The organism is Desulfosarcina ovata subsp. ovata (assembly GCF_009689005.1).
Classification (GTDB): domain Bacteria; phylum Desulfobacterota; class Desulfobacteria; order Desulfobacterales; family Desulfosarcinaceae; genus Desulfosarcina; species Desulfosarcina ovata.
On record NZ_AP021879.1, the window covers coordinates 163,586 to 186,025 of the forward strand.

General features: G+C 57.0%; 22 protein-coding genes. 17 read left to right on the forward strand and 5 right to left on the reverse strand.

Annotated elements, in window-relative coordinates:
* Nucleotides 1–75 precede the first annotated feature (75 nt).
* From GN112_RS00750 to mqnC, 8 genes are all read left to right on the forward strand, one after another.
* Nucleotides 76–1,212, forward strand: coding sequence for a DegT/DnrJ/EryC1/StrS family aminotransferase (locus GN112_RS00750; RefSeq protein ID WP_155308466.1), 1,137 nt, complete (start codon nt 76–78; stop codon nt 1,210–1,212).
* An 11-nt stretch (nt 1,213–1,223) separates the two neighbouring features.
* Entirely contained in the window at nt 1,224–2,030 is an 807-nt protein-coding gene (locus GN112_RS00755) for a 1,4-dihydroxy-6-naphtoate synthase (RefSeq protein ID WP_155308467.1), read from the forward strand.
* Entirely contained in the window at nt 2,030–2,650 is a 621-nt protein-coding gene (locus tag GN112_RS00760; RefSeq protein WP_155308468.1) for a 5'-methylthioadenosine/S-adenosylhomocysteine nucleosidase family protein, read from the forward strand. The genes GN112_RS00755 and GN112_RS00760 overlap by 1 nt, the downstream gene beginning before the upstream one ends.
* A 15-nt stretch (nt 2,651–2,665) precedes the next feature.
* Complete coding sequence (locus GN112_RS00765) at nt 2,666–3,511, forward strand: UbiA-like polyprenyltransferase (protein WP_155308469.1); 846 nt, start codon at nt 2,666–2,668, stop codon at nt 3,509–3,511.
* Between the two features lie 123 nt (nt 3,512–3,634).
* On the forward strand, nt 3,635–5,416 hold the full coding sequence (locus tag GN112_RS00770) for a UbiD family decarboxylase (protein WP_162458718.1): 1,782 nt from the start codon (nt 3,635–3,637) through the stop codon (nt 5,414–5,416).
* A 104-nt stretch (nt 5,417–5,520) separates the two neighbouring features.
* Nucleotides 5,521–6,603 (forward strand): radical SAM protein, encoded by a 1,083-nt coding sequence (locus tag GN112_RS00775; RefSeq protein ID WP_155308471.1) that lies wholly within the window; start codon nt 5,521–5,523, stop codon nt 6,601–6,603.
* On the forward strand, nt 6,600–7,385 hold the full coding sequence (locus GN112_RS00780) for an MqnA/MqnD/SBP family protein (RefSeq protein ID WP_155308472.1): 786 nt from the start codon (nt 6,600–6,602) through the stop codon (nt 7,383–7,385). Before GN112_RS00775 ends, GN112_RS00780 begins: the two co-directional genes overlap by 4 nt.
* On the forward strand, nt 7,382–8,554 hold the full coding sequence (gene mqnC / locus GN112_RS00785) for a cyclic dehypoxanthinyl futalosine synthase (protein ID WP_155308473.1): 1,173 nt from the start codon (nt 7,382–7,384) through the stop codon (nt 8,552–8,554). The genes GN112_RS00780 and mqnC overlap by 4 nt, the downstream gene beginning before the upstream one ends.
* A 5-nt stretch (nt 8,555–8,559) precedes the next feature.
* On the opposite strand, the gene GN112_RS00790 is transcribed toward mqnC, so the two are convergent.
* From GN112_RS00790 to recJ, 3 genes are all read right to left on the reverse strand, one after another.
* A complete protein-coding gene (locus GN112_RS00790) occupies nt 8,560–9,582 on the reverse strand; it encodes a ribonuclease Z (protein WP_155308474.1) in 1,023 nt (340 codons plus the stop codon).
* A gap of 10 nt (nt 9,583–9,592) precedes the next feature.
* Entirely contained in the window at nt 9,593–10,012 is a 420-nt protein-coding gene (locus GN112_RS00795) for a hypothetical protein (RefSeq protein WP_155308475.1), read from the reverse strand.
* A 182-nt stretch (nt 10,013–10,194) separates the two neighbouring features.
* On the reverse strand, nt 10,195–11,919 hold the full coding sequence (gene recJ / locus GN112_RS00800; RefSeq protein ID WP_155308476.1) for a single-stranded-DNA-specific exonuclease RecJ: 1,725 nt from the start codon (nt 11,917–11,919) through the stop codon (nt 10,195–10,197).
* 177 nt (nt 11,920–12,096) lie between these two features.
* Here recJ and GN112_RS00805 point away from each other — a divergent pair, with 177 nt between their 5' ends.
* From GN112_RS00805 to GN112_RS00820, 4 genes are all read left to right on the forward strand, one after another.
* Nucleotides 12,097–12,375 carry a DUF4911 domain-containing protein gene (locus GN112_RS00805; protein ID WP_155308477.1) on the forward strand — a complete coding sequence of 93 codons (279 nt, stop codon included), beginning with the start codon at nt 12,097–12,099 and terminating at the stop codon, nt 12,373–12,375.
* A gap of 27 nt (nt 12,376–12,402) precedes the next feature.
* Nucleotides 12,403–13,824, forward strand: a complete 1,422-nt coding sequence (gene miaB, locus GN112_RS00810) for a tRNA (N6-isopentenyl adenosine(37)-C2)-methylthiotransferase MiaB (RefSeq protein ID WP_155308478.1) — start codon at nt 12,403–12,405, stop codon at nt 13,822–13,824.
* The gene (locus GN112_RS00815; protein WP_155308479.1) at nt 13,814–14,311 is read left to right on the forward strand and encodes a bifunctional nuclease family protein; all 498 of its coding nucleotides are present in this window, start codon (nt 13,814–13,816) and stop codon (nt 14,309–14,311) included. Before miaB ends, GN112_RS00815 begins: the two co-directional genes overlap by 11 nt.
* 263 nt (nt 14,312–14,574) lie before the next feature.
* Nucleotides 14,575–14,919 (forward strand): response regulator, encoded by a 345-nt coding sequence (locus GN112_RS00820; RefSeq protein WP_155308480.1) that lies wholly within the window; start codon nt 14,575–14,577, stop codon nt 14,917–14,919.
* A gap of 87 nt (nt 14,920–15,006) precedes the next feature.
* On the opposite strand, the gene GN112_RS00825 is transcribed toward GN112_RS00820, so the two are convergent.
* On the reverse strand, nt 15,007–16,206 hold the full coding sequence (locus GN112_RS00825; RefSeq protein ID WP_155308481.1) for an aminopeptidase: 1,200 nt from the start codon (nt 16,204–16,206) through the stop codon (nt 15,007–15,009).
* Between the two features lie 25 nt (nt 16,207–16,231).
* Nucleotides 16,232–16,477, reverse strand: coding sequence for a cytoplasmic protein (locus tag GN112_RS00830; RefSeq protein WP_155308482.1), 246 nt, complete (start codon nt 16,475–16,477; stop codon nt 16,232–16,234).
* A gap of 375 nt (nt 16,478–16,852) precedes the next feature.
* Between GN112_RS00830 and GN112_RS00835 the strand changes: the two genes are divergently transcribed.
* The 5 genes from GN112_RS00835 (at nt 16,853) to GN112_RS00855 (ending at nt 22,428) form a co-directional block, all read left to right on the forward strand.
* Nucleotides 16,853–17,539: a LysM peptidoglycan-binding domain-containing protein gene (locus GN112_RS00835; RefSeq protein WP_155308483.1), complete on the forward strand. Its 687-nt coding sequence runs from the start codon at nt 16,853–16,855 to the stop codon at nt 17,537–17,539.
* A gap of 187 nt (nt 17,540–17,726) precedes the next feature.
* Complete coding sequence (locus GN112_RS00840; protein ID WP_155308484.1) at nt 17,727–18,152, forward strand: hypothetical protein; 426 nt, start codon at nt 17,727–17,729, stop codon at nt 18,150–18,152.
* Between the two features lie 210 nt (nt 18,153–18,362).
* The gene (locus GN112_RS00845; RefSeq protein WP_155308485.1) at nt 18,363–18,779 is read left to right on the forward strand and encodes a DUF134 domain-containing protein; all 417 of its coding nucleotides are present in this window, start codon (nt 18,363–18,365) and stop codon (nt 18,777–18,779) included.
* A 122-nt stretch (nt 18,780–18,901) separates the two neighbouring features.
* Entirely contained in the window at nt 18,902–19,744 is an 843-nt protein-coding gene (locus GN112_RS00850; RefSeq protein WP_231714036.1) for an Mrp/NBP35 family ATP-binding protein, read from the forward strand.
* A 353-nt stretch (nt 19,745–20,097) separates the two neighbouring features.
* On the forward strand, nt 20,098–22,428 hold the full coding sequence (locus tag GN112_RS00855) for a DUF294 nucleotidyltransferase-like domain-containing protein (protein WP_155308486.1): 2,331 nt from the start codon (nt 20,098–20,100) through the stop codon (nt 22,426–22,428).
* Nucleotides 22,429–22,440: the final 12 nt, after the last annotated feature.

Here is a 22,440-nt window from a genome sequence, read left to right on the forward strand (position 1 = left end):
TTATACAGCTTCCTCCCTCTGGCCTTGCCAAAAACATTATCTTAAACACTATAGCAAGCAAAAAGGACCCCAGCCATGAACGTGCCGCTGCTGGATCTCAAGGCTCAATACCAGACCATCAAGGACCAGGTCCTCGAAGTCACCGAAGCGATATACGAAAGCCAGTATTTTATTCTCGGTCCCCATGTGGACGACCTGGAAAAAAAGATCGCCGAATACTGCCGGGTGGGCCACGCCGTGGGGGTGTCGTCGGGGACGGACGCCCTGCTTCTCTCCCTGATGGCGGCCGGAATCGGTCCGGGAGACCGGGTGCTCACCACTCCCTACACCTTTTTCGCCACTGCCGGTGCCGTCTGGCGTGTGGGGGCCACGCCGGTGTTTGTGGATATCGACGAGACCACCTACAATCTTTCGCCCGACCGGCTGCAGGAGACGGTGGCGGCCATGGACGAGGCGACCCGTCAGACGGTAAAAGCGATTGTTCCGGTTCACCTTTACGGCCAATGCGCCGACATGGATCCGATCCTGAAACTGGCTGCCGAACACGGGTGGGTGGTAATCGAGGATGCGGCCCAGGCGATCGGCGCAGAATACCACGGCCGGCGTGCGGGCAGCATGGGTGACTATGGCTGCTTCTCCTTTTTTCCCTCCAAGAACCTGGGGGCTTTCGGCGATGGCGGCATTGTTACTGCCAGAGATCCGGCCGTTTATGAGCACTTGAAAATACTGCGTGTCCATGGGGGCCATGCCAAGTACTATCATCATTACGTGGGAGGGAATTTTCGCCTCGACGCCCTGCAGGCAGCCATCGTGGCCATCAAACTGGCCTACCTGGACGGATGGAGCGCGGCGCGAAAGGCCAATGCCGCCCGCTACCGGGAGTTGTTCGCGGCCGCTGGATTGATGGACAGGATTCATCTGCCGGTGGAAAAGGAGAGCCGGCACATCTACAATCAGTTTGTCATTCGCGTGGATAAGCGGCGCGACGCGCTGAAGGATCACCTGACCGCGCAGTCGATCGGCAGCGAAGTCTACTACCCGGTGCCCTTGCATTTGCAGGCCTGCTTCGCGCCGTTGGGGTACGCAGCCGGCGATTTCCCGGTCGCCGAAGCAGCCGCGCGGAGCACGTTGGCCCTGCCCATCTATCCGGAGCTGACCGAAGCCCAGCAGGCGTATGTGGTCGATACGATCGCGGCCTTTGTCAACGCATAGGGGGATAAGGCGTGGAACAGGAACTGAGCCTTGGCTATTCTCCCTGCCCGAATGACACCTTCATCTTCAACGCCATTGCCAGCGGAGATGTGGGGGTCGACGGCTATGCGATCAAGCCGCAGCTTCACGATGTCGAGACCCTCAACACCATGGCCATGCACGCCGAACTGGATGTCAGCAAGCTCTCCTTTTATGCCTGGCTGCGGGTAAAGGAGAGGTATCGCATGCTTTCCAGTGGTGCGGCCATGGGATTTGGCTGCGGACCGGTGCTGATCTCCCGGCGTCCGTTGACCCGGGCCGATCTTACCGGCTGCCGGGTGGTCCTGCCCGGCCGTTGGACCACCGCCCACCTCCTGTTCCGCCTGTGGTGTCCGGAGGCCCGGCAGCGGGTGTTCACTACCTACGACAAAATATTCGATGCCCTGGCTTCGGGTGACGCCGATTGCGGGGTGATCATTCATGAAAGCCGGTTTACCTTTGAAGCGGCCGGTTTCAGGCCGGTAGTGGATCTGGGCGCGTGGTGGGAGGAGCGGACGGGGCTGCCGATTCCCCTGGGCTGCATTGCGGCGCGCCATGATCTCGGCGACTCCCTGATCGGGAGAATGGATTCGGCGATCCACGCCAGCCTCCGGCAGGCCATGCAAGCGCCTGCGGAAACCTTGCCCTACATCCGCCAGCATGCCCAGGAGATGGATGAGCCGGTACTCACGGCCCACATCCGGACCTTTGTCAACGACTTTACCCTGACGCTCCCCGAACAGGGCTTTCAGGCCGTCGACACCCTGGACCGCATGGCCCGGGATGCCGGAGCCATCTGATGGTCGGTCTCGTTTTTGCTACCCGTCAGGAGGCCGATCCATTTCTCGTGCAAACCGCGGCCGTTGAAGTCGCCGGAAAACCGTTTCCGTTATTCCGACCGGCAGAAAGGGTCGTGTTGGATACCATCGTGGTGGTCAGCGGCATGGGCAAGGTGGCGGCTGCCATGGCCGCCGTCCACCTGGTGATGGCCTGGCGGGTCTCCGTCCTGATCAACGCGGGGCTGTGCGGCTGGCTCGGCACGGCCGATCGCCCCCTATGCGAAGAATTGCTCCGGGTCAGCACGGCCGTGGAAGGCGACTGTGACCGCTTTGGCCATGCTGAGGCGCCGGTGGCCTGCGACCCCACCTGGTTCGCATCGCTTGGCACCGCCCGACTGGTGACCTGCGACCGGCCGGTTTTCAACGCTGACTGGCGTGAGCAACTGGCGTCGATTGGCGATCTCGCGGACATGGAAGGGGCGGCCGTGGCGCGGGTGGCCCAGCACTATGGGGTACCCTGTGCCATGATCAAGGGGATCAGCGACAACGCCGATGAAAATGGTCGCCAGGATGTGGCCCGCAACATTGACCGCATTGCGACGACAATTGCAGAGACCCTGTTATTACACTTGAAGCCATAGCGAATCCAAAAGACGATGCCATCTGAATCCACGCTGAAAAAAATTCTGAATTTCACCAAAGTTGAGCACACGGCCTTCAGCCTGCCGCTTATTTTTACCGGTGCCTGGATGGGGGCCGGTGACCGTTTCCCATCCGTCCGGGTGATGCTGCTGATTGTTGTGGCCGCCGTGGGCGCCCGTGTTTTCGGTATGTCCATGAACCGGGTGCTCGACCGGCATATTGATCTGTTGAATCCGCGCACCGCCGGCCGGGAACTGCCCAGCGGAAAAATGAGCCTGGCGCTGGCCATTGCCGTGACCCTGAGCGGGGTTCTGGTTTACCTGTTGGCCTGCGCGGCGCTGAATGACTGGTGCCTGATCCTTTCGCCCATCCCGCTGGTGCCGCTTTTGGGATATTCGCTGCTCAAACGGTTCACCCCCCTGTGTCATTTCGGCATCGGCCTCTGTCTGGCCCTGGCTCCCCTGGGGGCGTTTGTGGCCGCTGCCGGTCACCCCCGTTTCCCCGTCACGGTGCTTCTTTTTTCAGGCTTTGTCTTTTTCTGGCTCAGCGGGGCGGATATTATCTACGCGATGATGGATATCGAAAGCGATCGCCGGAACCACATTCACAGCCTGCCTGCCCGGTTGGGGGCCGGTGGTGCCCAGCGGGTGGCCGGTGCCGTGCATCTGTTGTGCTGGATGATTCTGGTCGGTGTGGTGTGGTTGATGGGTGGTGGCGGACCACTGGCATGGACCGCACTTTTCATCACGGCGGTATTCCTATTGATGATGTATATCCCCGCCGTTCCGGTTCCCAAACGATTTTTCCCCATTTCTACCCTGGCCGGCATTGCCGGTGCCCTGGTCCCCATGGTCGCTTAAAGGAGACCCGCGGAACCGTGCCCGATCATCAGTCGTGGAAAAACAAGGCTGCGAGGCTTGCCGGTTTGGGGGCGCGGAGAAAAATGGTTGGAATGAATCCCAATATTGCAGGAAGGATATGCGGTGCGTTTTGTTGACTTGCGATCGTTTTTGACTCATCTGGAGCAACGCGGCGAACTGGCCCGAATTCGCGCAGCGGTGGATCCCGATCAGGAGATGACCATTATCCAGCACCGGGTGATCGCCTCCGGCGGACCGGCGCTGCTGTTTGAAAATGTGATCGGCTCACCCTACCGCGTCGTGACCAATCTGCTGGGAACCCGCCGCCGCACCGATCTGGTTTTCGGTGGCGATCCGGCCAGGTTGGGCGAGCGCGTCCATCGCCTCTCGCAGACCCTGATGCCGCCAAGTCTGAAAAGCATATTCAAGTCCCGTCGTGACCTGCTGAGCTTTGGTGCCGCACGCATGCGCAGGGTGAAACGCGGACCGGTGCTGGAAACCGTTGCCGATCCACCGGATCTGACCCGTCTGCCGGTGCTCACCTGCTGGCCCGAGGACGGCGGACCGTTTTTCACCTTGCCGCTGGTTCACACCACGGATCCGGAAAATGGCACCGGCAATCTGGGCATGTACCGCCTGCAGCGCTTTGACACCAAGAGTACCGGTATGCACTGGCAGATCGAGCGGGGGGCGGGGTTTCATTTCCACAAGGCCACGGCCATGGACCGGCCCCTGCCGGTCAGCGTGATCCTGGGCGGTCCGCCCGCGTTGATCGCCGCTGCCGTGGCACCCATGCCCGAAGGCATTGACGAGCGCCTGCTGGCCGCCTACATGATGAACCATCCCCTGGATGTGATCTTGCGGCCCGGTACCGGTCACCGGGTTCCGGCGCGGGCTGAGTTTGTGATCGAAGGGACGGTCACCCCCGGCGATCTTCGCTGGGAGGGACCCTTTGGCGATCATTTCGGACACTACTCCCACGCCGCGGATTATCCGGTCTTCCGGGTCCGGCGGATCTTGGCCCGGCGCGATGCCATCTATCCGGCGACGGTGGTCGGCAAACCCGTGCAGGAGGACTATTATCTGGGCGAGGCCCTTCAGGCGATGACCCTGCCGCTGCTCAGGATGATCCGGCCGGCGGTGGTGGACCTGTGGGCCTACCCGGAAACCGGGTTTCACGCCCTGGCGGTGATGTCGGTGCGCGAGCGTTACCCCAAAGAGGCCCTCAAACACACCTTGGGGATGCTGGGCGAGGGCCAGGTTTCCCTGACCAAGGTGATGATCACCGTCGACCACCGGGTGAATGTGAAAGATTTTACTGCCGTCAGCCGTGCCCTGTGGCAGCGTCTGGATGCCAGCTGCGGAATCCATCTGCTCGCCCCCACGGCCCAGGACACCCTGGATTTTACCGGTTCGGCCATGAACACCGGCAGCCGGTTGATTCTCATGGCCATTGATGATGGCGGCCCGCCACTGCGCGGAGCACCTCCTGCTGCGCCGCCGGCACCGTCGGATCTGGGTTCCGATGCCGTCGAAACCGCTGCCCTGGGCCCGGCTTTTCTGGTGGTTCGCACCCGGTCCGGCCTGGCGGACATCGAACCACTGCGTCAGGCGCTGATGCGCCATCCAGCCTCGCGGGACTACCTGTTTCATGTCATCGTTTCCGATGATGTGCCCCTGGACGATCCGATGCTGACGCTTTGGGGGTGGTTTACCCGATTCGACCCGCTGGCCGATATTTATCCGGCCGGACGGACGGTGGCGGGCAACCGGCTGATCTTTGATTTTCCCATTACCATTGACGCCCGCTGGAAAAGGGGGTATCCCAAACCGGTTGAATTTGATCTGCAGGTGGAGAAAAAAGTCGACCGGATGTGGAACACGCTCGGCCTGCCGAATTTCTGAAAAATTGCAAACCAACCACCCAATCCGTTTCGACTGGACCCGGCCCGCGCCATTTGGGGTGTCGGCCCAGCACCCATCAACGGGCGGGTAAGGACAGGTTGTTGATGAGCCATTCGTTATTTACTCAGGCCCTGGAAAAGGGCGCCCGCTGCCAGCGGCTGACCCGGGAAGAAGCCTTTGCGCTGGCCGACGCCATTACACCGGATCGGCTGCACCAACTGGGAACAGCGGCCCTGGCCAATCGCCGGCAGCGTTTTGGCGAGCAGGCCACTTACGTTTTTAACATTCAAATCAACCCTACGAATATCTGCGGCAGCGGCTGCACCTTCTGCAATTATGCCGCCTCGAAAAACGCGCCGCATGCCTACGTGCTGGAGGAAGCGGACATTTTGGAGAAAGTCGCGCGTCTGGGGCCCACCGAGGCCCATATTGTCGGCGGCCTTAATCAGATCTGGCCCTACGCGCGCAATCTTGAACTGGTGCGCAGCCTGCGCCAACGCTTCCCCGGTTTGCACATCAAGTGCTATACGGCCGTGGAGATCGAATATTTTGCCAAAACCGGCGGGCTGAGCGACTCGGATGTCCTCGACCAGCTCAAGGCGGCCGGCATGGACGCCATGCCCGGTGGGGGGGCCGAGATTTTCTCCGAACGGCTCTACCGGCAGCACTGGAAAAACAAGACCAGTCCTAAAGATTGGGTGCGCATCCACCAAATGGCCCATGGCAAGGGGATCCCCACCAACGCCACCATGCTTTTCGGATTCGGTGACACCTGGGTCGAGCGCATCCAGCACCTGTTGATCTTGCGCGAAGCACAGGAACAGTCGCGCGGCTTTGCCTATTTTATCCCCCTGCCGTTTCAGCCGGGTGCCGGAAATTTTATCGAGAAGGGGCCCACGCCTCTGGAGACGCTGGCCGTGCTGGCCATTTCCCGTCTGGTACTGGACAATATTCCGCACCTGAAATCCTACTGGCCCATGACCGGGTTGGCCACCGGCGCGGCCGGCCTCAGCTGGGGGGCGGACGACATGGACGGCACCATCAGCGAAGAACGGATTGCTCACCTGGCCGGAGCGGCAACACCGGTTGGTCTGGCCCGGGAGAAGATGGAGGAGACCATCCGGACCGCCGGCTTCACACCGATGGAGCGTGACGGCGCCTTCTCTTTCCAGGTGGGCGTGGCATGAGTGTCCCGATCGCCATGATTCCATATACCAATATGGCGCCCTATCGGCAGTTGGGGGCGCCCGATGGATGTCATTTCGTTCCCCTGGTGCCGCGTGAGAGTATCTCCGCCCTCATGGCCGGCAACGTGGCCGCGGCGGCCGTGCCGGTCGGCGGACTCGGGCAACTGGGCCAGCGGGTTGAAATGGTGGGGCGCTTCGGTATTGCCGCCAAGGGGCCGTGTTTGAGCGTGATGCTTTTCTCGCGGATTCCTTTTGAAGAAATGGATGCTACCAGAACCGTGCGCATCACCCGTGAAACCGCTTCCAGCGTGCGCTTGCTCTACCTTTTGCTGGGGACCCGGCTGGGGTTCGACCGCCTGCCCCGGCAAGTCCGGGACCGCGGGGAGGCGGATGCCGAACTGCTCATCGGTGACCGGGCGCTGGTCAGAAACCAGCGGTTGGCGAAGGATGAGGGGCTGCATGTGACCGACCTTGCCGAGAAGTGGTATGCGTTTGAGCGCCTGCCGTTTGTCTTCGCCCGCTGGGTGGTGCGCAGGGATGCTGCGGAATCGGTGAAGGCGGCCATCGGCCACTGGCTGGACGTCTTCCAGGTGCAGGAAAAAAAGCTTGTCGACCAGGCCGTTGGGCCCTCTGCCGAGGCGCTTGGGGTCACCGACGAGGTGATCCGACGCTATTTCCGGGTGATTCGCCGCTGCCTGGACGACGAGGATCTCCAGGGGCAGGCCCGGTTTTTCAAAATGCTGGACAAGCATAGCTCCAGGCTGGTTTTTCCTGCCACATGACCACCAAACGGATTCTGACGATTTGTAAAAGAGATGCCGATACCATGCACGAACAGATGATGACTGAAAAATCAGTAGCTGAGACAAACACCCGCTACGACCGCAAGCAGGCCCTCGATCTGCTGACCGATCTGCCCATGGGAGAATTGATGCGCCTGGCCCACCAGGAGCGGATGCGGCGCTTCCCCGATTCCCGGGTGAGCTTTGTGGTCGACACCAATCCCAACTACACCAATGTGTGTGTCACCCGATGTCGCTTCTGTGCCTTCTGCCGCAAAGCCGGTGACAATGACGCCTATCTGCTCACCCCCGGGCAGCTGGCCGAAAGCGTAAGGATGGCCGCCGACAAAGGGGCGACCACGGTCCTGTTGCAAGGCGGGCACAACCCGGTGGTCGACATCGGCCTGTGGCTGGCGTATATCCGCGCCATCCGCGATGCTTGCCCCGGCATGCACGTTCACCCGTTTAGCCCGGCCGAGATCGCCTTCATGGCCGACAAGGAGAAGATCAGCGTCGCCGAAGTACTCCGGATGCTCTGGGAGGCCGGTATCCGAACCATTCCCGGTGGTGGGGCGGAAATCCTCACCGAACGGGTGCGCCGGATTATCGCGCCCCACAAAGCCGGTGTCGATGCGTGGCTGGGGGTGTGTGAAACCGCCCATGGCATCGGCTTTAAGACCACGGCCACGATGATGTTCGGCCACGTGGAAAGCGACGCCGAAATTATCGATCACCTGCTGCGGCTGCGCGATCTTCAGGATAGTACGGCGGGGTTCACCAGTTTCATTCCCTGGTCGTTCAAACCCGGGCAGACCGATCTGGCCCGTGAGGTGAAACAGCCCGCCCATCCGGCCCGTTACGTGCGCATTATCGCCGTGGCCCGGTTGGTGCTGGACAATTTTACGCACATCCAGTCCTCCTGGTTTTCAGAGAACATCGCTGCCGGTCAATTGGGGTTGCTTGCCGGTGCCGACGATTTTGGCGGCGTGCTGGTAGAGGAACATGTCCACCGGGAAGCCGGCCATGACCGCAGGGCGACAGTTGACAATGTGGTCACGATTATCCGGCGAGCCGGCTTCACGCCTGCCCGGCGCGATTCAAATTATCAGGTCCGGGATATCTATCCCGCGCCGTTGCCTGTCGGTACGGGGGGCGCCGCCCCGGCATAATCAACCTATCCCTGCGTGGATGTGGCATGGTGCCCTTGAAACGCTGCCAACGCCTCGGCTTCCAGTATCTCCGGACAGTCCGTATAACGTGGCGAGAAGTGAAAGAGATGGTACTGCTTGGCGCCGCAGGACCTGGCCAGGGCGCCGGCCTGGCCTGCGGTGAGGTGGTGCTTCCGGCGGGCAATTTCGCGGTGCCGGTCGGCAAAGGCGGCTTCCACGAACAGATGGTCAACGCCTTCGGCCAGGGCAATCACTTTCTGCAGGTTGGCCGGGCTGCCGGCGATGTCGGCTACATAAGCGATATGAACGCCCGGTGAAATGCGCACAATGGAATCGGTCAACTCGCCCAGTTTCAAGTGCCGTGGTTTTCCACTCGGCGGACCGGGAATCTCAACAACCGTTTGTGGATCGGCGCTTTCGTAGAGCAGCGTTTTGAGGCGGTTCAACCACGGCCCCGGCGCAATGCCCAGCCGATCCAGGGCGGTTTTGAGAATATGAATGTGAAAGCGTTCATGCAGGGCAAAGGCCAATACCGGCGTTCCATGATCGAGATGAACGGCGTTTACGGTCAATCCTCCCTCGCTTAGCACCGTGCCATCAAAAGGAGTTTCCCGAATTTCTCCATCCGGACGAAATCCCTTGTGACAGGGGTAGCAGCAGCACCGGGCGCGGTCGGGGTGCAGTTCGATGGCATGCAGGATGAACCGGTTGGTATAGTTCTCAACCAGGTTCCAGCAGTAGGCGGACAGTTTTCCCGACAGGTTCGATAAAAACCCCTGGGGACCGACCAGGACCAGCTCCTTGTCGCGTCCCAGCATCAGTCGCAGGACACGGTCGAACCCCGTAAAGTGGTCCATGTGCGTATGGGTTACGAAGATATGCGTGATTTTGAGAATGTCACGGGAGGCGAGAGCGGCGACATCACCCAGGTCAAAAAGGATGGCCCGGTTACGGTGGCGGAACTGAACGAACAGGGCCGGATCGTCGAAAGGGCCGTTGACCAGCCGCGGAAGAAAGCTCGGGCCCATTTTGCAGCGGTCAGGCCAGGAGTTTGGCGACCTGCTTGTGGATACACATGTAAATGTCCGCATCCGACCCAAAGATGTCCACTACCGATTTGTGATTGATCAGTTTCTCGATCACAAAAGCGGTAAGATAGAGGCTGACCACATTGGGCTGCTGAACCAGGTTCCGAAACGGGGCGATCATGTAATCGACATCGAACTCATCGGCGTGGCTGAGGGTTTCCAGGCAATTCTGGATTTGCTCCTCAAGGGTATTCTTATTGGTGGTCTCGACCAGGTGTTCTTCCACGAGCTTCATGGCAATGGGGTTGGCGAATCGAGCCGGATCTTCCCGCACGGTATTAATGGCCACCCGACGGGCCTGCTCCTTGCCGGACTCTATTCTGGAAAGAATACTTGATTCGCGGTTACTGGGTCTGAACACTTTTGCCATTATGGTCACCTGCTGTTAAGGGGATTGGTCATCGGCCGTTGTTGGGGATTTATAAGTTGGGTCCTTTATAAAAAGATGCCTGGGGCAATGCAAGCAAAAAAAGAGTAAGCTGTCGATTTTTAAAATCGATGCAAAGAGTCTGCAATCAAGGTTTCGGGTGCCTGACAACCCTGCGGCAGCCATCATGTGCCCGGATCGGTATCCTCGATTAGTAGTTGCAGTTGTTTTCTTCCGTTCCAGTAGTTCCATTGGGGGCGGTAGGCAATTTTCTCAAAGTGCGGCACACCGCCTGCCGGGGCGGTGACATTGAACTGGATGGCCGGGATGAGCCCGTTTTTCCCCTTTGCGTGGGTGAACGTCATCTGGCGGTGACGATGGCCCACCGTCTTGCAGGCCTGGGTGCGGATACCGGTGGCCATGAAGACCGGAGAGGGATTGCCTTGCCCAAATGGCTCCAGCTGTTCCAGATGGGCCATCAGGTCCGGAGTAACCTGATGCAGTGGCAGCTCGGCGTCAATGCGCAGGGGCGGGGCAAGATCGGGATCGATGCCCAGTGTTTCGATGACTGAATTCAGGCGACTGCGCAGCCGGGGAATATCGGCTGCCTCCAGGGAGAGGCCGGCGGCCTGGGGATGTCCGCCGAACCGGCTCAACAGATCGGCGCAACGACCCAGGCAGGCCGACACGTCGATCCCTTCGACACTGCGGGCGGACCCTTTGGCGGTCCCGTTGGCGGTTCCGATGACCACGGCCGGTCGATTGAACTGCCGGGCCAGGCGGGAGGCCACAATCCCCAGGATTCCTTCGTGCCAGCCGGGCCCGTCAACCACCAGAACCGATCCGGTCAGCTGCTTGGGATCATGCTCAAACGACTCGATGATGGATTCAAAGAGCTCATTTTCCATGGATTGGCGGCGGCTGTTGAGGCGACAGAGGGCTCTTGCCAGCCGGTCGGCTCTTTTCCTTTTTTCGGCCAGCAGCAGTTGGCAGGCGATGCGGGCGTGGGCCAGACGGCCGGCCGCATTGATCCGCGGAGCCAGACGAAACGCGATCGCCTCTGCGTCCACCGGCGCATCCGGGGACCCCGCGAGGGCCATCAGGGCGGCAATGCCGGGACGGGTGCCATTGTTGATCTGGTCGAGGCCGGCGTTGGTCAGGACCCGGTTTTCACCAATCAGCGGTACCACATCGGCAACCGTGCCCAGGGCCACCAGATCGCATAGCTTCTTCAGGTTCGGCTCGCGGCGGTGATGCCAAAAACCGATTTTGCGCAAATATGCCCGCAGGGCAATGACCAGGTAAAAGGCGACACCCACGCCGGCCAGATGCGAAAGGCCCGAGGCGCAGTCGGGCCGTGTGGGGTTTACCACCGCAACCGCCGCTTCGGGCAGGTCGCCGGCGGGATGATGATCGGTGACGATGGTGTCGATCCCCAACTGACGGGCAAGGGTCACCGCCTCGGCACTGCTGGTACCGCAGTCCACGGTAATGATCAACCCCACACCGGCCGGTTTGGCGCGGTCGGTGACAAAACGGGAACTCATGCTGTACCCGTCAGTGATACGGTGGGGGATATAGTAGCCCACGCGTGCGCCGCAGTGCCGCAAAAAGCTGACCAGCACGGCGGTGGCGGTGATCCCGTCAGCATCGTAATCCCCGAAGACGAGGATTTTTTCGTTTCCGGCCAGTGCCCGCTGGATCCGTTGGACAGCCTGATCCATATCGGTCATCTCCAGCGGGGAGGCCAGATGCCCCAGGGCGGGCGCCAGAAAACGGGTGGCCTGGGGCTTGGATTGAATGCCCCGAATGGCCAAAAGCCTTGCCATCAAGGGGTGGCACGAAAGCTGGCGGGTAAGGCGTTCGACGGTTTGCGGATCTGGATCTATAATTTGCCATTGTTTTTTCATGATCGGGGCATATCTTATTCAACGCAAAGGAACAAGACCGAAACCGAGGAGACATGGCCGGCTGCGCAAGCGTTTCCATTGACCTCTGTACCATAAGGGATCGAAAGGGGTGCTGTTCGGTCAGTGGCGGTGTCCGTTTTCGGGGTTGTCAACCCAAACGGGGATTTGATAGAGGCAATGAAAACCATTGTGCGTTGCTACCGGGTGGACCGGCGTCAGATCAGTTTCGTGAAATTTATTCTCGAGGCCTATGACAACGTGGCCGTCGTTTCTACGTTGGATCCCACCACAGCCCTGGTCCAGATTACCATCGCCCCGGGCTGCGAATCCCTGGTGACCCGGATCATGGGCAGCCTTGCCGATGATTTCGCGGTGGCCGCCGTCGATCCGCCGATATCAACCGGATTGTGGATGAATCCGCCGGCACTGCCGGAGGAGGGATCAACCGGTCACTAAAAGGGAAGGGAACGAATCGTTATTTGTATGAATTCAAAATTGCTTCATATCAGCACCATCGGCTGCCAGATGAATGTATACGACGCCAATCAGATCGCCGGTGTGCTGGCCCCCATGGGATATTGCGGAACCGATGATATCGCCTCGGCCGACATGGTTATTGTCAACACCTGTACGATCCGGGAGAAGGCCGAGCAGAAAGCCTTCAGTTTTCTCGGGCGTCTGGCCAAATTAAAGGCCGCCAACCCGGCGATGATCGTTGCCGTTGGCGGCTGTGTGGCGCAGCAGGAGGGAAAGGCAATCCTGAAACGGATGCCCCATGTGGATCTGGTCTTCGGTACCCACGCCATCTTCCGGTTGCCGGAGATGGTTCGCCGCATCGAAGCGAGTCGTTGCCGTATCGTGGACGTCCGGCTGTCGGATACCATCGAATTCGACGGCCCGGTGGCCGGGCCCTTGGCCGACGGGCAGGTATCGGCTTTTGTGACCATCATGCGCGGGTGCGATAACTTTTGTACCTATTGTGTGGTTCCCCACGTGCGCGGACGCGAGGCCAGCCGGCATCCGGACCGGATTCTCGATGAGATCCGCATGCGGGTGGATCAAGGGGTCCGTGAAGTGACCCTGTTGGGCCAGAATGTCAACAGTTACGGAAACAAGGAGGGGTTGTGCCGTTTTTACGAATTGCTCGAACGGGTGAACGGTATCGACGGCCTTAGCCGGATTCGCTTTACCACCTCACATCCCAAGGACCTGTCCCGGGAACTGATCGATGCCTTCGGCCGTCTGGAAAAGCTTTGCCATCATATGCACCTGCCGGTCCAATCCGGTGACGACGGGATTCTGAAACGAATGAACCGGCGCTATACCCGCGACAGCTACCTGGATAAGATCGAGCGGCTCAGAACGACCTGTCCGGATATCGCGATCACCTCGGATTTTATTGTCGGATTTCCCGGTGAGACGGATCGGCAGTTCCAGGCCACCCTCGATTTGATCGAAAAGGTGCGTTACGACGGGCTGTTCGCCTTCATGTATTCCGATCGGCCCAGCGCCCCGGCCACGGCTTTTTCGGGAAAAATCGACGAATCCGTGAAAAAAGAGCGACTCCAGGCCCTGCTGGCCCTGCAGACAGGGATTACCCGCGAAAAGCACCAGACCCTGGTGGGCCAGATCCGGGAAGTGCTGGTGGAAGGAACCAGCCGCAGCCTTGACACCGATGGTTTGGCCTCTGTCGACCACACAATCCAGTGGACCGGCCGTACGTCGAGCAATCATATTGTCCATTTTGCGGTTCCGGACGATCAGGCAACGGGTAAAGAACTGTTGACAGGTGCTTTTGCGAATATCATGATAGAGAGAGCACACGCCCACTCCCTGTGGGGTCGGCTGGTTCAAGGGCCGATGGGTGCCACCCCGGAGAAAGGAGAAAAGCCCATTGCTGCATAAAGTAACCATTACGGGACTGGCCATGGATCCGGCATCGAACACGCCCATCATCCTGTTGAAAACAGAGCAGGGGGATCAGACACTGCCGATCTGGATCGGTCTTCTGGAGGCCACCTCGATTGCGTCCGCGCTGCAGGAAATTCAATTTGACCGTCCCATGACCCATGACCTGTTCAAGAACCTGACCCAGATGCTTAGCTTCCAGATCGACCGGATCGATATTTGTGACTTAAAGGAAAATACCTTCTACGCGGAGATCCATTTTGCCTCAAAGGAGCGCTCGTTTACCATGGATGCCAGACCCAGCGATGCCATTGCTTTGGCCCTGCGTTTTCAGGCACCCATTTTTGTCGATGATCGGGTCATTGAGAAGTCCCGGTCGGGCCAAGACGACGGCGAAGCCATAGACAATAGCGAAGAAGGAAAAAAATGGGCCGAATACCTCGAAAAACTAAACCCTGAGGATTTTGGCAAGTATAAAGTCTGACCCGCCATAGCAAGTCTGAAGCCTGCCCCCATCCCAGATGAGCCCGGAGCCGATGCGCCGGGTTTTTTTATGTTTACCGGATTTGCCTTGTTTCCCATTCCACGGCTCTGTTTTTCTAAAAAAAATAATATATTACCATATGTGGTGGTGGCGGCTGTTGAAAATACTATATGGTGTTGACAAATTTCCAGCCTTGGGGTAGGTCTAAGCCGCTTTGTCACATCCCCGAATAATGAACCGTCAAACCAATCCAGGTGTCTCGCATGCGCAGCGTTCTTGTAATTGATGACGAGCAGATGATCTTGAGCCTTGTTGAACAGGTACTTCAGCGTATGGATTATACAGTAGAGACCGCAGAAAACGGCCGCACGGGAATCGATAAATTTGATACCGGCCATTTTGACCTGGTGATCACCGATATCAGCATGCCGGAAACCGACGGGAACCAAGTCGTTGAGCATATCCGCAGATCACCGCGAAACCACACGCCGGTGGTCGGCATGTCCGGAACCCCCTGGAAGCTGGGGAACCACCGTTTTGACTGCGTGCTGCCAAAACCGTTTCAGATCGATAACCTTCTGAAAACGGCAAAAACCCTGACCGGCTGACATTTTTGAACGTGACAGCCCTATTTCCGATTGCAGCGGGTGTGTTCAATCCGGTTTTGCTGATCGGCGAACATGCGATCATGTCCGTCAGAAGGCAAAACAGCCATCCTCATAAATGGTGGTTCTCCGGCCATCAGAAAGGTGTGCGGTGACGCGTTTTTTTTCGGTGTTGACCAAGTCCCAGTGAAGGGCCGAATCATTGAAGCCCAAACGGTTTTTTTTCTCTTTGGTCAGTGATTGGATGTCCCCGTCAAAGGTATCGGCATAGCTCGATCCCAGTGCGACATGGCAGTTTCCCCAGCGCCCCCCGTAATTTTCGTCAAACAGCGTATTGGCCATGAATCGGTCGATCTTGGAAAAGCGTTTGTCGGTTAACGAGAATTCTCCGATGCGGGATGCCCCGCGATCCATGGAGAGCTGTTTTTTTACAAAATTACTGCCCGACTCGGCTTCCACGTCGACGGCAACCCCCTTCTTAAAGGTCAAGCGGACCTGGCGGACCAGGTTCCCGCTGCGATAGGAAGGCTGGTCGGCATAGTAGACTCCGCGGGTGCCTCGCCAGTCAGGCGAGATAAACAATTCAAAGCTGGGGATGTTGTGCCCGGAAATCCCGATCCATTTTCGTTTTTTACCCGGGGTGATGACAAGGTCCGCATTTTCCGATTCAACATGGTAATGGGTGACGTCCATGCCATTGAGCCACTTTTTGATCGCTGCCGCGTTTTTAAAAACGGATTTCCATTGGGCCACCGGGTCCTGGCGGTTCAGGAAGCAGGCCTTGATAATCTGTTTGGCATAATCCGATTTCTCCATGCGGGCGTGTTTGGCCAGTTCTGCGGTTGGCAGCATGCACAGAGTCCAGCTGAAGTCACCGGTCTGCTCGCGCTCTTCAAGGATGTCCCGCAAATATTTTTTGGAAAGGGTGAAACGGCTTATTTTTTTCGGATCGATCTTGGACAGGTGGGTGATGGATGCCGGCGCATGCAGGAAAATGGAGCCGTTGAGGTGTTGGTACAGCTCGGACTCCCCCGGCGGATCGAAGACCAATTGCCGGCGATTGGCCAGTTGAAAAAAATTACTCTCCATCGCCGGCGTCGGATTCAGACGGCGCACCGGATTCATTCCCATTTCCAGCAATCTGCGTTCAAGCACCTCTGCCAGGGAAACGGCATCCAGGTTGAATCGCACCAGGATGACATCCCCTCTTTTAAAGGGTTTGCGCCGGGCGGTACGCAGCCCCCACAGCAACACTTCGGCATAACGTTCTAATTGGACATTGGTTAGCATGGTCTCTCCACGGATGGTGGGTGTTTTATTCTTTCAGGAAATAACGATGATATTCAGGTTCCGAGAGATGCCGGCGGAGCAGGCCGGACAGCAGGTCAAAAATGGCCTCCCGGTCCTCGTCGGTCAGGCGTTTTCTGAGCAGCGCCATCAACTGGTCGTCGGAAAATTTCTGCAGATAATAGATTACGGTATCCATGTCGGATTCAGCACTAAGGCCAAATCCGACAAAACCATCAAATTTTTCTACGAACTGGTGTGAGTGGGTGGTCATCGACTTTCCTGACGATTATCGGGTAATTGGAAACCGGAAACGGTCGAAATTCAATCCACTGTGTAAATGCCATACAATAGTTCAAAATGGGGCGGCGGGTCAATACGGTTGCATCCGGTCCAACGGGCGTCCTGCGGTTTGGAAGATATTTCCAGGCCGGCACCGGCTCCTCTGATGCCACCCGATAGAGATATCAAATGTCCAATGAAAAATGACAACTGGTGGTATTCTATCCATACATCCAAATGCGGTTACCTGCACGGTGCATTGATTGGGGTTGATGTCGATCGGCCTTTTGGTTTATAGAGGAGTAAATTCATTGGTATTTATTGAAACTTTTCATTCTTGACCAACGCATGTTGTGGAGGCTGGTAAATGAAGTGGAAAGATACGGGTGGGGCAGAAAGCCCGGCTCCCGAACCGAAAGATCCCTATTATGAGGACGACGGTTACCCATCCTTTAAAGAGAAAGGCTTGAAAACATCGGGTATTTTGTCTGCCAATCCAGTGCATTATCTGTATTGGGGGCTTGGCATTGCGTTGGTCATCGGTGTTGTATTGCTGGTCATCCTGCTTTTTTCCTATGGCGGGGACCCCGTTGGCGCCGATCGCATTGCCGAACTTGAGCAACGCATTGAACAGCTGGAACAGCAACTGCAGAAGGTCGAGGGGGTGGATGAAAAGGTGACCCGCATCTGGGAGCAGGCCAAAGCCTTTGAAACCTTTAAAACCCGTTTTGACCGGTCGGAAGCGTCCACATCCCTTAGAATGGACCATCTGGCCATGAGCCTGGATGCCCTGCAGAAGAAGACCGATACCGTCGCGCAGAAGGTGAGCCGGCTGGAAAAAGCCCCGTCGCCGCGGACCAACACGGCCAGTCCACCCGTCGTTAAAAAAACGGCTGCGGTAAAGACGCACATCGTGACCGCCGGGGACACCCTTTACAGCGTCAGCCGGAAATATCATCTCAGCGTTGAACAACTCCGGTCGATCAACAACCTCAATAAGGAGGACGTCATCCACGTGGGGCAGACGCTGACTGTCAGCGTGCCTGGCGATTGATTAGGCGATTGGCGGATAAGAATATACCAGGATGCGCATGATTTTCATTCGTATTCAAGGCGGGCTTTTTTACGCATAGTGGGGCTATGTGTGGAAAAGCCCAACGCAGAAGACGGATGAAAAGACAAGCAGGCGGGTATATTCTTTGACAGAAATCGCCTTAACTGACGGAGAAAAGAGAGCATCGATGAACGATTACCTTGCCCGTTTTGCTGCAGCACCGAAAAGTTTTAAAAAGAGCTTTGCCATGCTGACGGTGGCCTGGATCTGCCATCCGATTTTTCTTTACTCCCTTTTTCTCAACGCCCCGGTAGTGGAAGGTGCCGACAAAGCAATTATGAAAATGGCCATCGTCAGCATCAGTCTTCTGGCCCTTCTTTTTTTAATCAAGAAATGGGCCCGTGCGCTGGTGGTGGTGGGGACACTGTTCGTTGTGATCAACGACCTTTTTTATTTTGCGCTCGCCCCGCACAACAAAATCGCGACCCTGCTTTGCGTCGTTGTGGTGCTGTTGGCGATTACCGGTACCTACCAGCTTTTCGACAAAGCATCGCGGGACTACTTTACCAAGCTCAATCCAAAAACCGAATCCCAGGATCCGCGCGGGGGCTGAATGACGCTTGCGGTGCTTCTGTTTTGGTCGGGTTGATGCCGTCGACCGTTTCCATACGTCTTACTTTCACCCTCGAATTGTCGCTGTGAAAGGGTTATCAGATTCCCTGCACGGCAGCTCGAACCCCTTCGGCCGACCACATTTGTCTTGACAAGGGCGGGTGGAAAGAATAACAGCTCATAATCGAGCATATGCTTTATTGGAGGAGTCATGGGAAGACCCAGAAAAGATCGTCTCGTCGCGTTTAACCCGAAAATCAGTTACTTCAAGCCCCGGGGGATCCCCATGGTAGAGCTGTCGGAAGTCTGTCTTACCGTGGATGAACGGGAAGCCCTCAGGCTTGCCGACCTGGACGGGTTATCGCACGAAGATTCGGGACAATGCATGGGGGTGTCCAGGGCGACGTTCGGCCGTATCCTCCACAAAGCGCGGCAGACGGTTGCGGATGCATTGATTAATGGAAAAGCCATCAAAGTCGATGGCGGTAATTACAAAATGGTTGATGAAAAACGTCAGTTTTCCTGCCGCAAATGCCAGCACCAGTGGGATGAACCGCTGGGCACTGGACGGCCGGAAGCCTGCCCGGAGTGCGGGCAGGATGACTTTCACCGATTCCTAAACGATTAAGTGGGCACGCCGGTGACACGCTCGATGATTCCTTTTTGCCCCACAGACCCGCCCGTAACAGGGCATGGGGTAAGCATGCGAGACCGAACGGTTGAAGGCTCGGCCTGAACGGGAGAGAAGCGATGGTACAGATTCAAAACAGCATGGACGAAGCGAAGAAACAGGCAGATCCCCAGGCACAAAGAGACGCTGCGGTAAAAGATGTTCTGGGTCGTATCAAACATAAATTTATCATCATGAGCGGAAAAGGCGGGGTGGGGAAAACCAGCACCTCGGTCAATCTTTCCCTGGCCCTGTCCAACCTGGGCCACAAGGTCGGGATCATGGATGTGGATTTGCACGGACCGGACGTGCCCCGCATGCTCGGCCTGTCCGGAATGCTCGAACTGAGCCCTGAACGAAAACTGAAACCCATGCCGTTTTCCGAGAATTTGAGTGCCGTTTCCATTGAATCCCTGACCCCCACCAAGGATGACGCCATCATCTGGCGGGGACCGGTCAAATATTCGGCGATTCAACAGTTTATCGGCGATGTGGATTGGGGGGCTCTGGATTTTCTGCTTATCGACGCACCTCCGGGAACCGGTGACGAACCGCTGACCGTGGCCCAGACCATCCCCGATGCCAAGGCCATCATTGTGACCACACCCCAGGAAGTTTCGCTGGCCGACGTCAGAAAATCGATCAATTTTTGCAAAGTCGTTAAAATGGAAATTTTCGGTCTTATTGAAAACATGAGCGGTTTTGCCTGCCCCCACTGCCAGGCGGTGATCGATCTTTTCGGGTCCGGTGGCGGGGAAAAAACCGCCGTTGCCGCAGGCATTCCGTTTCTCGGAAAAATTCCATTCGACTCGGAAATGGTCGCTTGCGGCGATGCCGGGGTTTCCTATCAGCAAAAGCACAGTGATTCACCGGTCTCCCAGGCGTTTACGGATGTAGCACAGAAAATGGCCGGTCTTCTGTAATTGTTGTCGTTGCATGGCACGATGCCCAAAAATGCCTGCTTGGGCATCGTGCCCCCCGTCGCTGAAAACCACTTCCAAATTGCCTCCAGCCTGCTTGTCGATTTTGACTAACCTACTCGAATAAAAATATATCCAGGTGATCCCGACGTTGACATTGATCCGGGTTGATGGTTTAATCATTCCCATCAAGCGATTTCCATATCAGTGTTTAAGATAATGTTTTTGGCAAGGCCTTAAGGGAGGAAGCTGTATCATCCATACCGCTTTCGACCGATAACGCCGCCCAAAAACATTATCTTGAATGCTATCGACTGCCTGCTGTGTACTGGTTTCAATACAAACAGGATGCTTCGATGAAGCCAGAAACGCTTCGCCTTCTTTCATCCATGCCCCACTTCTCTTTTCTCACACAAAAGGAGATGGAGATGGTGGTGGCCCAGGCAACCCCGACCCGTCTGACCAGAGGGACGCTGGTTTCCACCCAGGGCAAGACCCGGATAGAAAATGTGCTGGTGGTTTTAGACGGCCGATTGTCCCTCTATCAGCAAAAAGCCGAGGGAGAGCTTCTGACCGGGTACATAAAAAAAGGGGAGGTTTTTGGCGGCATCTCCGTCATGCTCAACGCAGGCATTTCCCTCCGAACCACAAAAGCCGATACGATAGTCGCCGCCATTGCCATCCCCGCGGGCCTGATCAACGATCTGTGTGCCCAAAACAAGGCCTTTCACGAGTACTTTCTGGAAAACTTCAGCCATAATATCTTTGACGAATCTTTGGATGCGATCACCCGGGCCGCACAGGCCAGGCTGTTCTTACCCGGTGTGGACCCATTTACGTTCCTGTTGGAAGAAGATCTGGATCGGGTTGCCGCGTCGCTGTCCCGGGTTTCTTACCCCAAGGGAACGGTTCTCTTTGTTCAGGGCCGAACACGGGTCGGCTATCTGTATATCCTGCAAAAAGGGGCTGCCGAGCGCTATTACGAAGAAGACGGTGAGAAGAAAATGCAAGAGCTGCTGGCCGAAGGTGACATTTACGGCGGCATCTCGATCCTTCTGAACGAAGGCCTGTCCGTACGCACCATGGAGGTGGTCGAAGACGCATTGTTCTATGTCCTGCCGGAATCGTTGTTTCAGGCGTTGTGCAATAGGAATAGTGCCTTTTCGGATTTTTTCTCCGACACGTTTGGCAAGCGGATGCTCAGCCGATCGTATGCATCCATTATCGCCAAGACGCTGCAACCCAAAGCGGATAACCTGCAACTGTTCAATCAGCCCCTGTCACAAATTTATTCGAAGAACCCGCTTTTCTGTGATGCCTCGATTCCCATCCGCGACGCCGCCGGCCTGATGAACCGTAACAAGTGCAGCTATGCCTTTGTGAGCGACCCAGTCGCTTCACAGGTGGGGATCGTTACCGAAAAGGATTTTACCCGCAAGGTCATTGCCCGCGGCCTTCCCATCGATCAGCCCGTCTCCACGATCATGTCTTCGCCCTTGCGCACCATTTCGGAGAACGCCATGATCTTCGAAGCCATGATGACCATGATGGAGGAAGATTTCCAGCATGTCGGTGTTGTCGATGCCAATCAACACGTTGTCGGAATGCTCTCCAGCAGGGATATCCTGGCTTTCCAGGGGCAGTCACCGCTGTTTTTGCTGCGCGAAATCCAGCTGGCCGAGGGGATGGATAAGATCATTGAGAAACATGATCGACTGGCCGGTCTGATCCGCAGCCTGATCAACAACGGCGCCAATGCCCGCAATGTGACCCGTTTTATCACCACCGTGGCCGATACGACGCTGAAAAAGCTGATCCACATGACGATCGACAAGATGGGGCCGCCGCCGCTGCCGTTTGTTTTCATGATTATGGGCAGTGAAGGACGGCAGGAGCAGACCCTGAAGACCGATCAGGATAACGCCATTGTTTACCAGGATCCTGAACCGGACATGGCCGAAGCGGTGAATGCCTTCTTCCTCCAATTTGGAGAGATTGCCTGCGGCCTTTTGAATCAGGCGGGCTATGATTTCTGTACGGGCAATGTGATGGCCAAGAATCCCCTGTGGTGCCAGCCCCTGTCGCAGTGGAAGAACTACTTTCGTGAGTGGATTCACGCTGCGGAAGCCGAAGATCTGCTGCAGGCCAGTATCTTTTTCGACTTCCGTTGCGGTTACGGGGATGCCTCAATCATTACCGAGTTGCGGCAGCACCTCTTCAGTGCCCTTGACGGGTGGTCCGGTTTCTTCCGGCACCTGACGGAAAATGCACTCAATTTCAAACCGCCCCTGGGGTTTTTCCGCAATTTTGTGGTTGAATCCAAAGGGCGGCACCGCAACGCCTTTGATATCAAAAGCGCCATGACCCCGATTGTCGATTTCGCCCGGGTCTATGCCCTGAAAAATGGTATCGAGGAGACCAACACCCTCGACCGGTTGGCTCAATTGAGAATTCAGAAAGTGATCACCCCTCCTGAATATGAAGAGTTGGAAAAAGCTTACAGTTTTCTCATGCAGCTTCGGTTTGTGCGCCAGATTACAGCGGTGATGGACGACAAGGTTCGTCCGGACAACTACATCAATCCCAAAAAGCTGACCCATATCGAACAGACCATGCTAAAAGAGATCTTCAAACGGGTGGAGAAGTTCCAGGGGAAAATGAACTTTGATTTTATCGGTATCGCCTGAATTCGGGGGCCC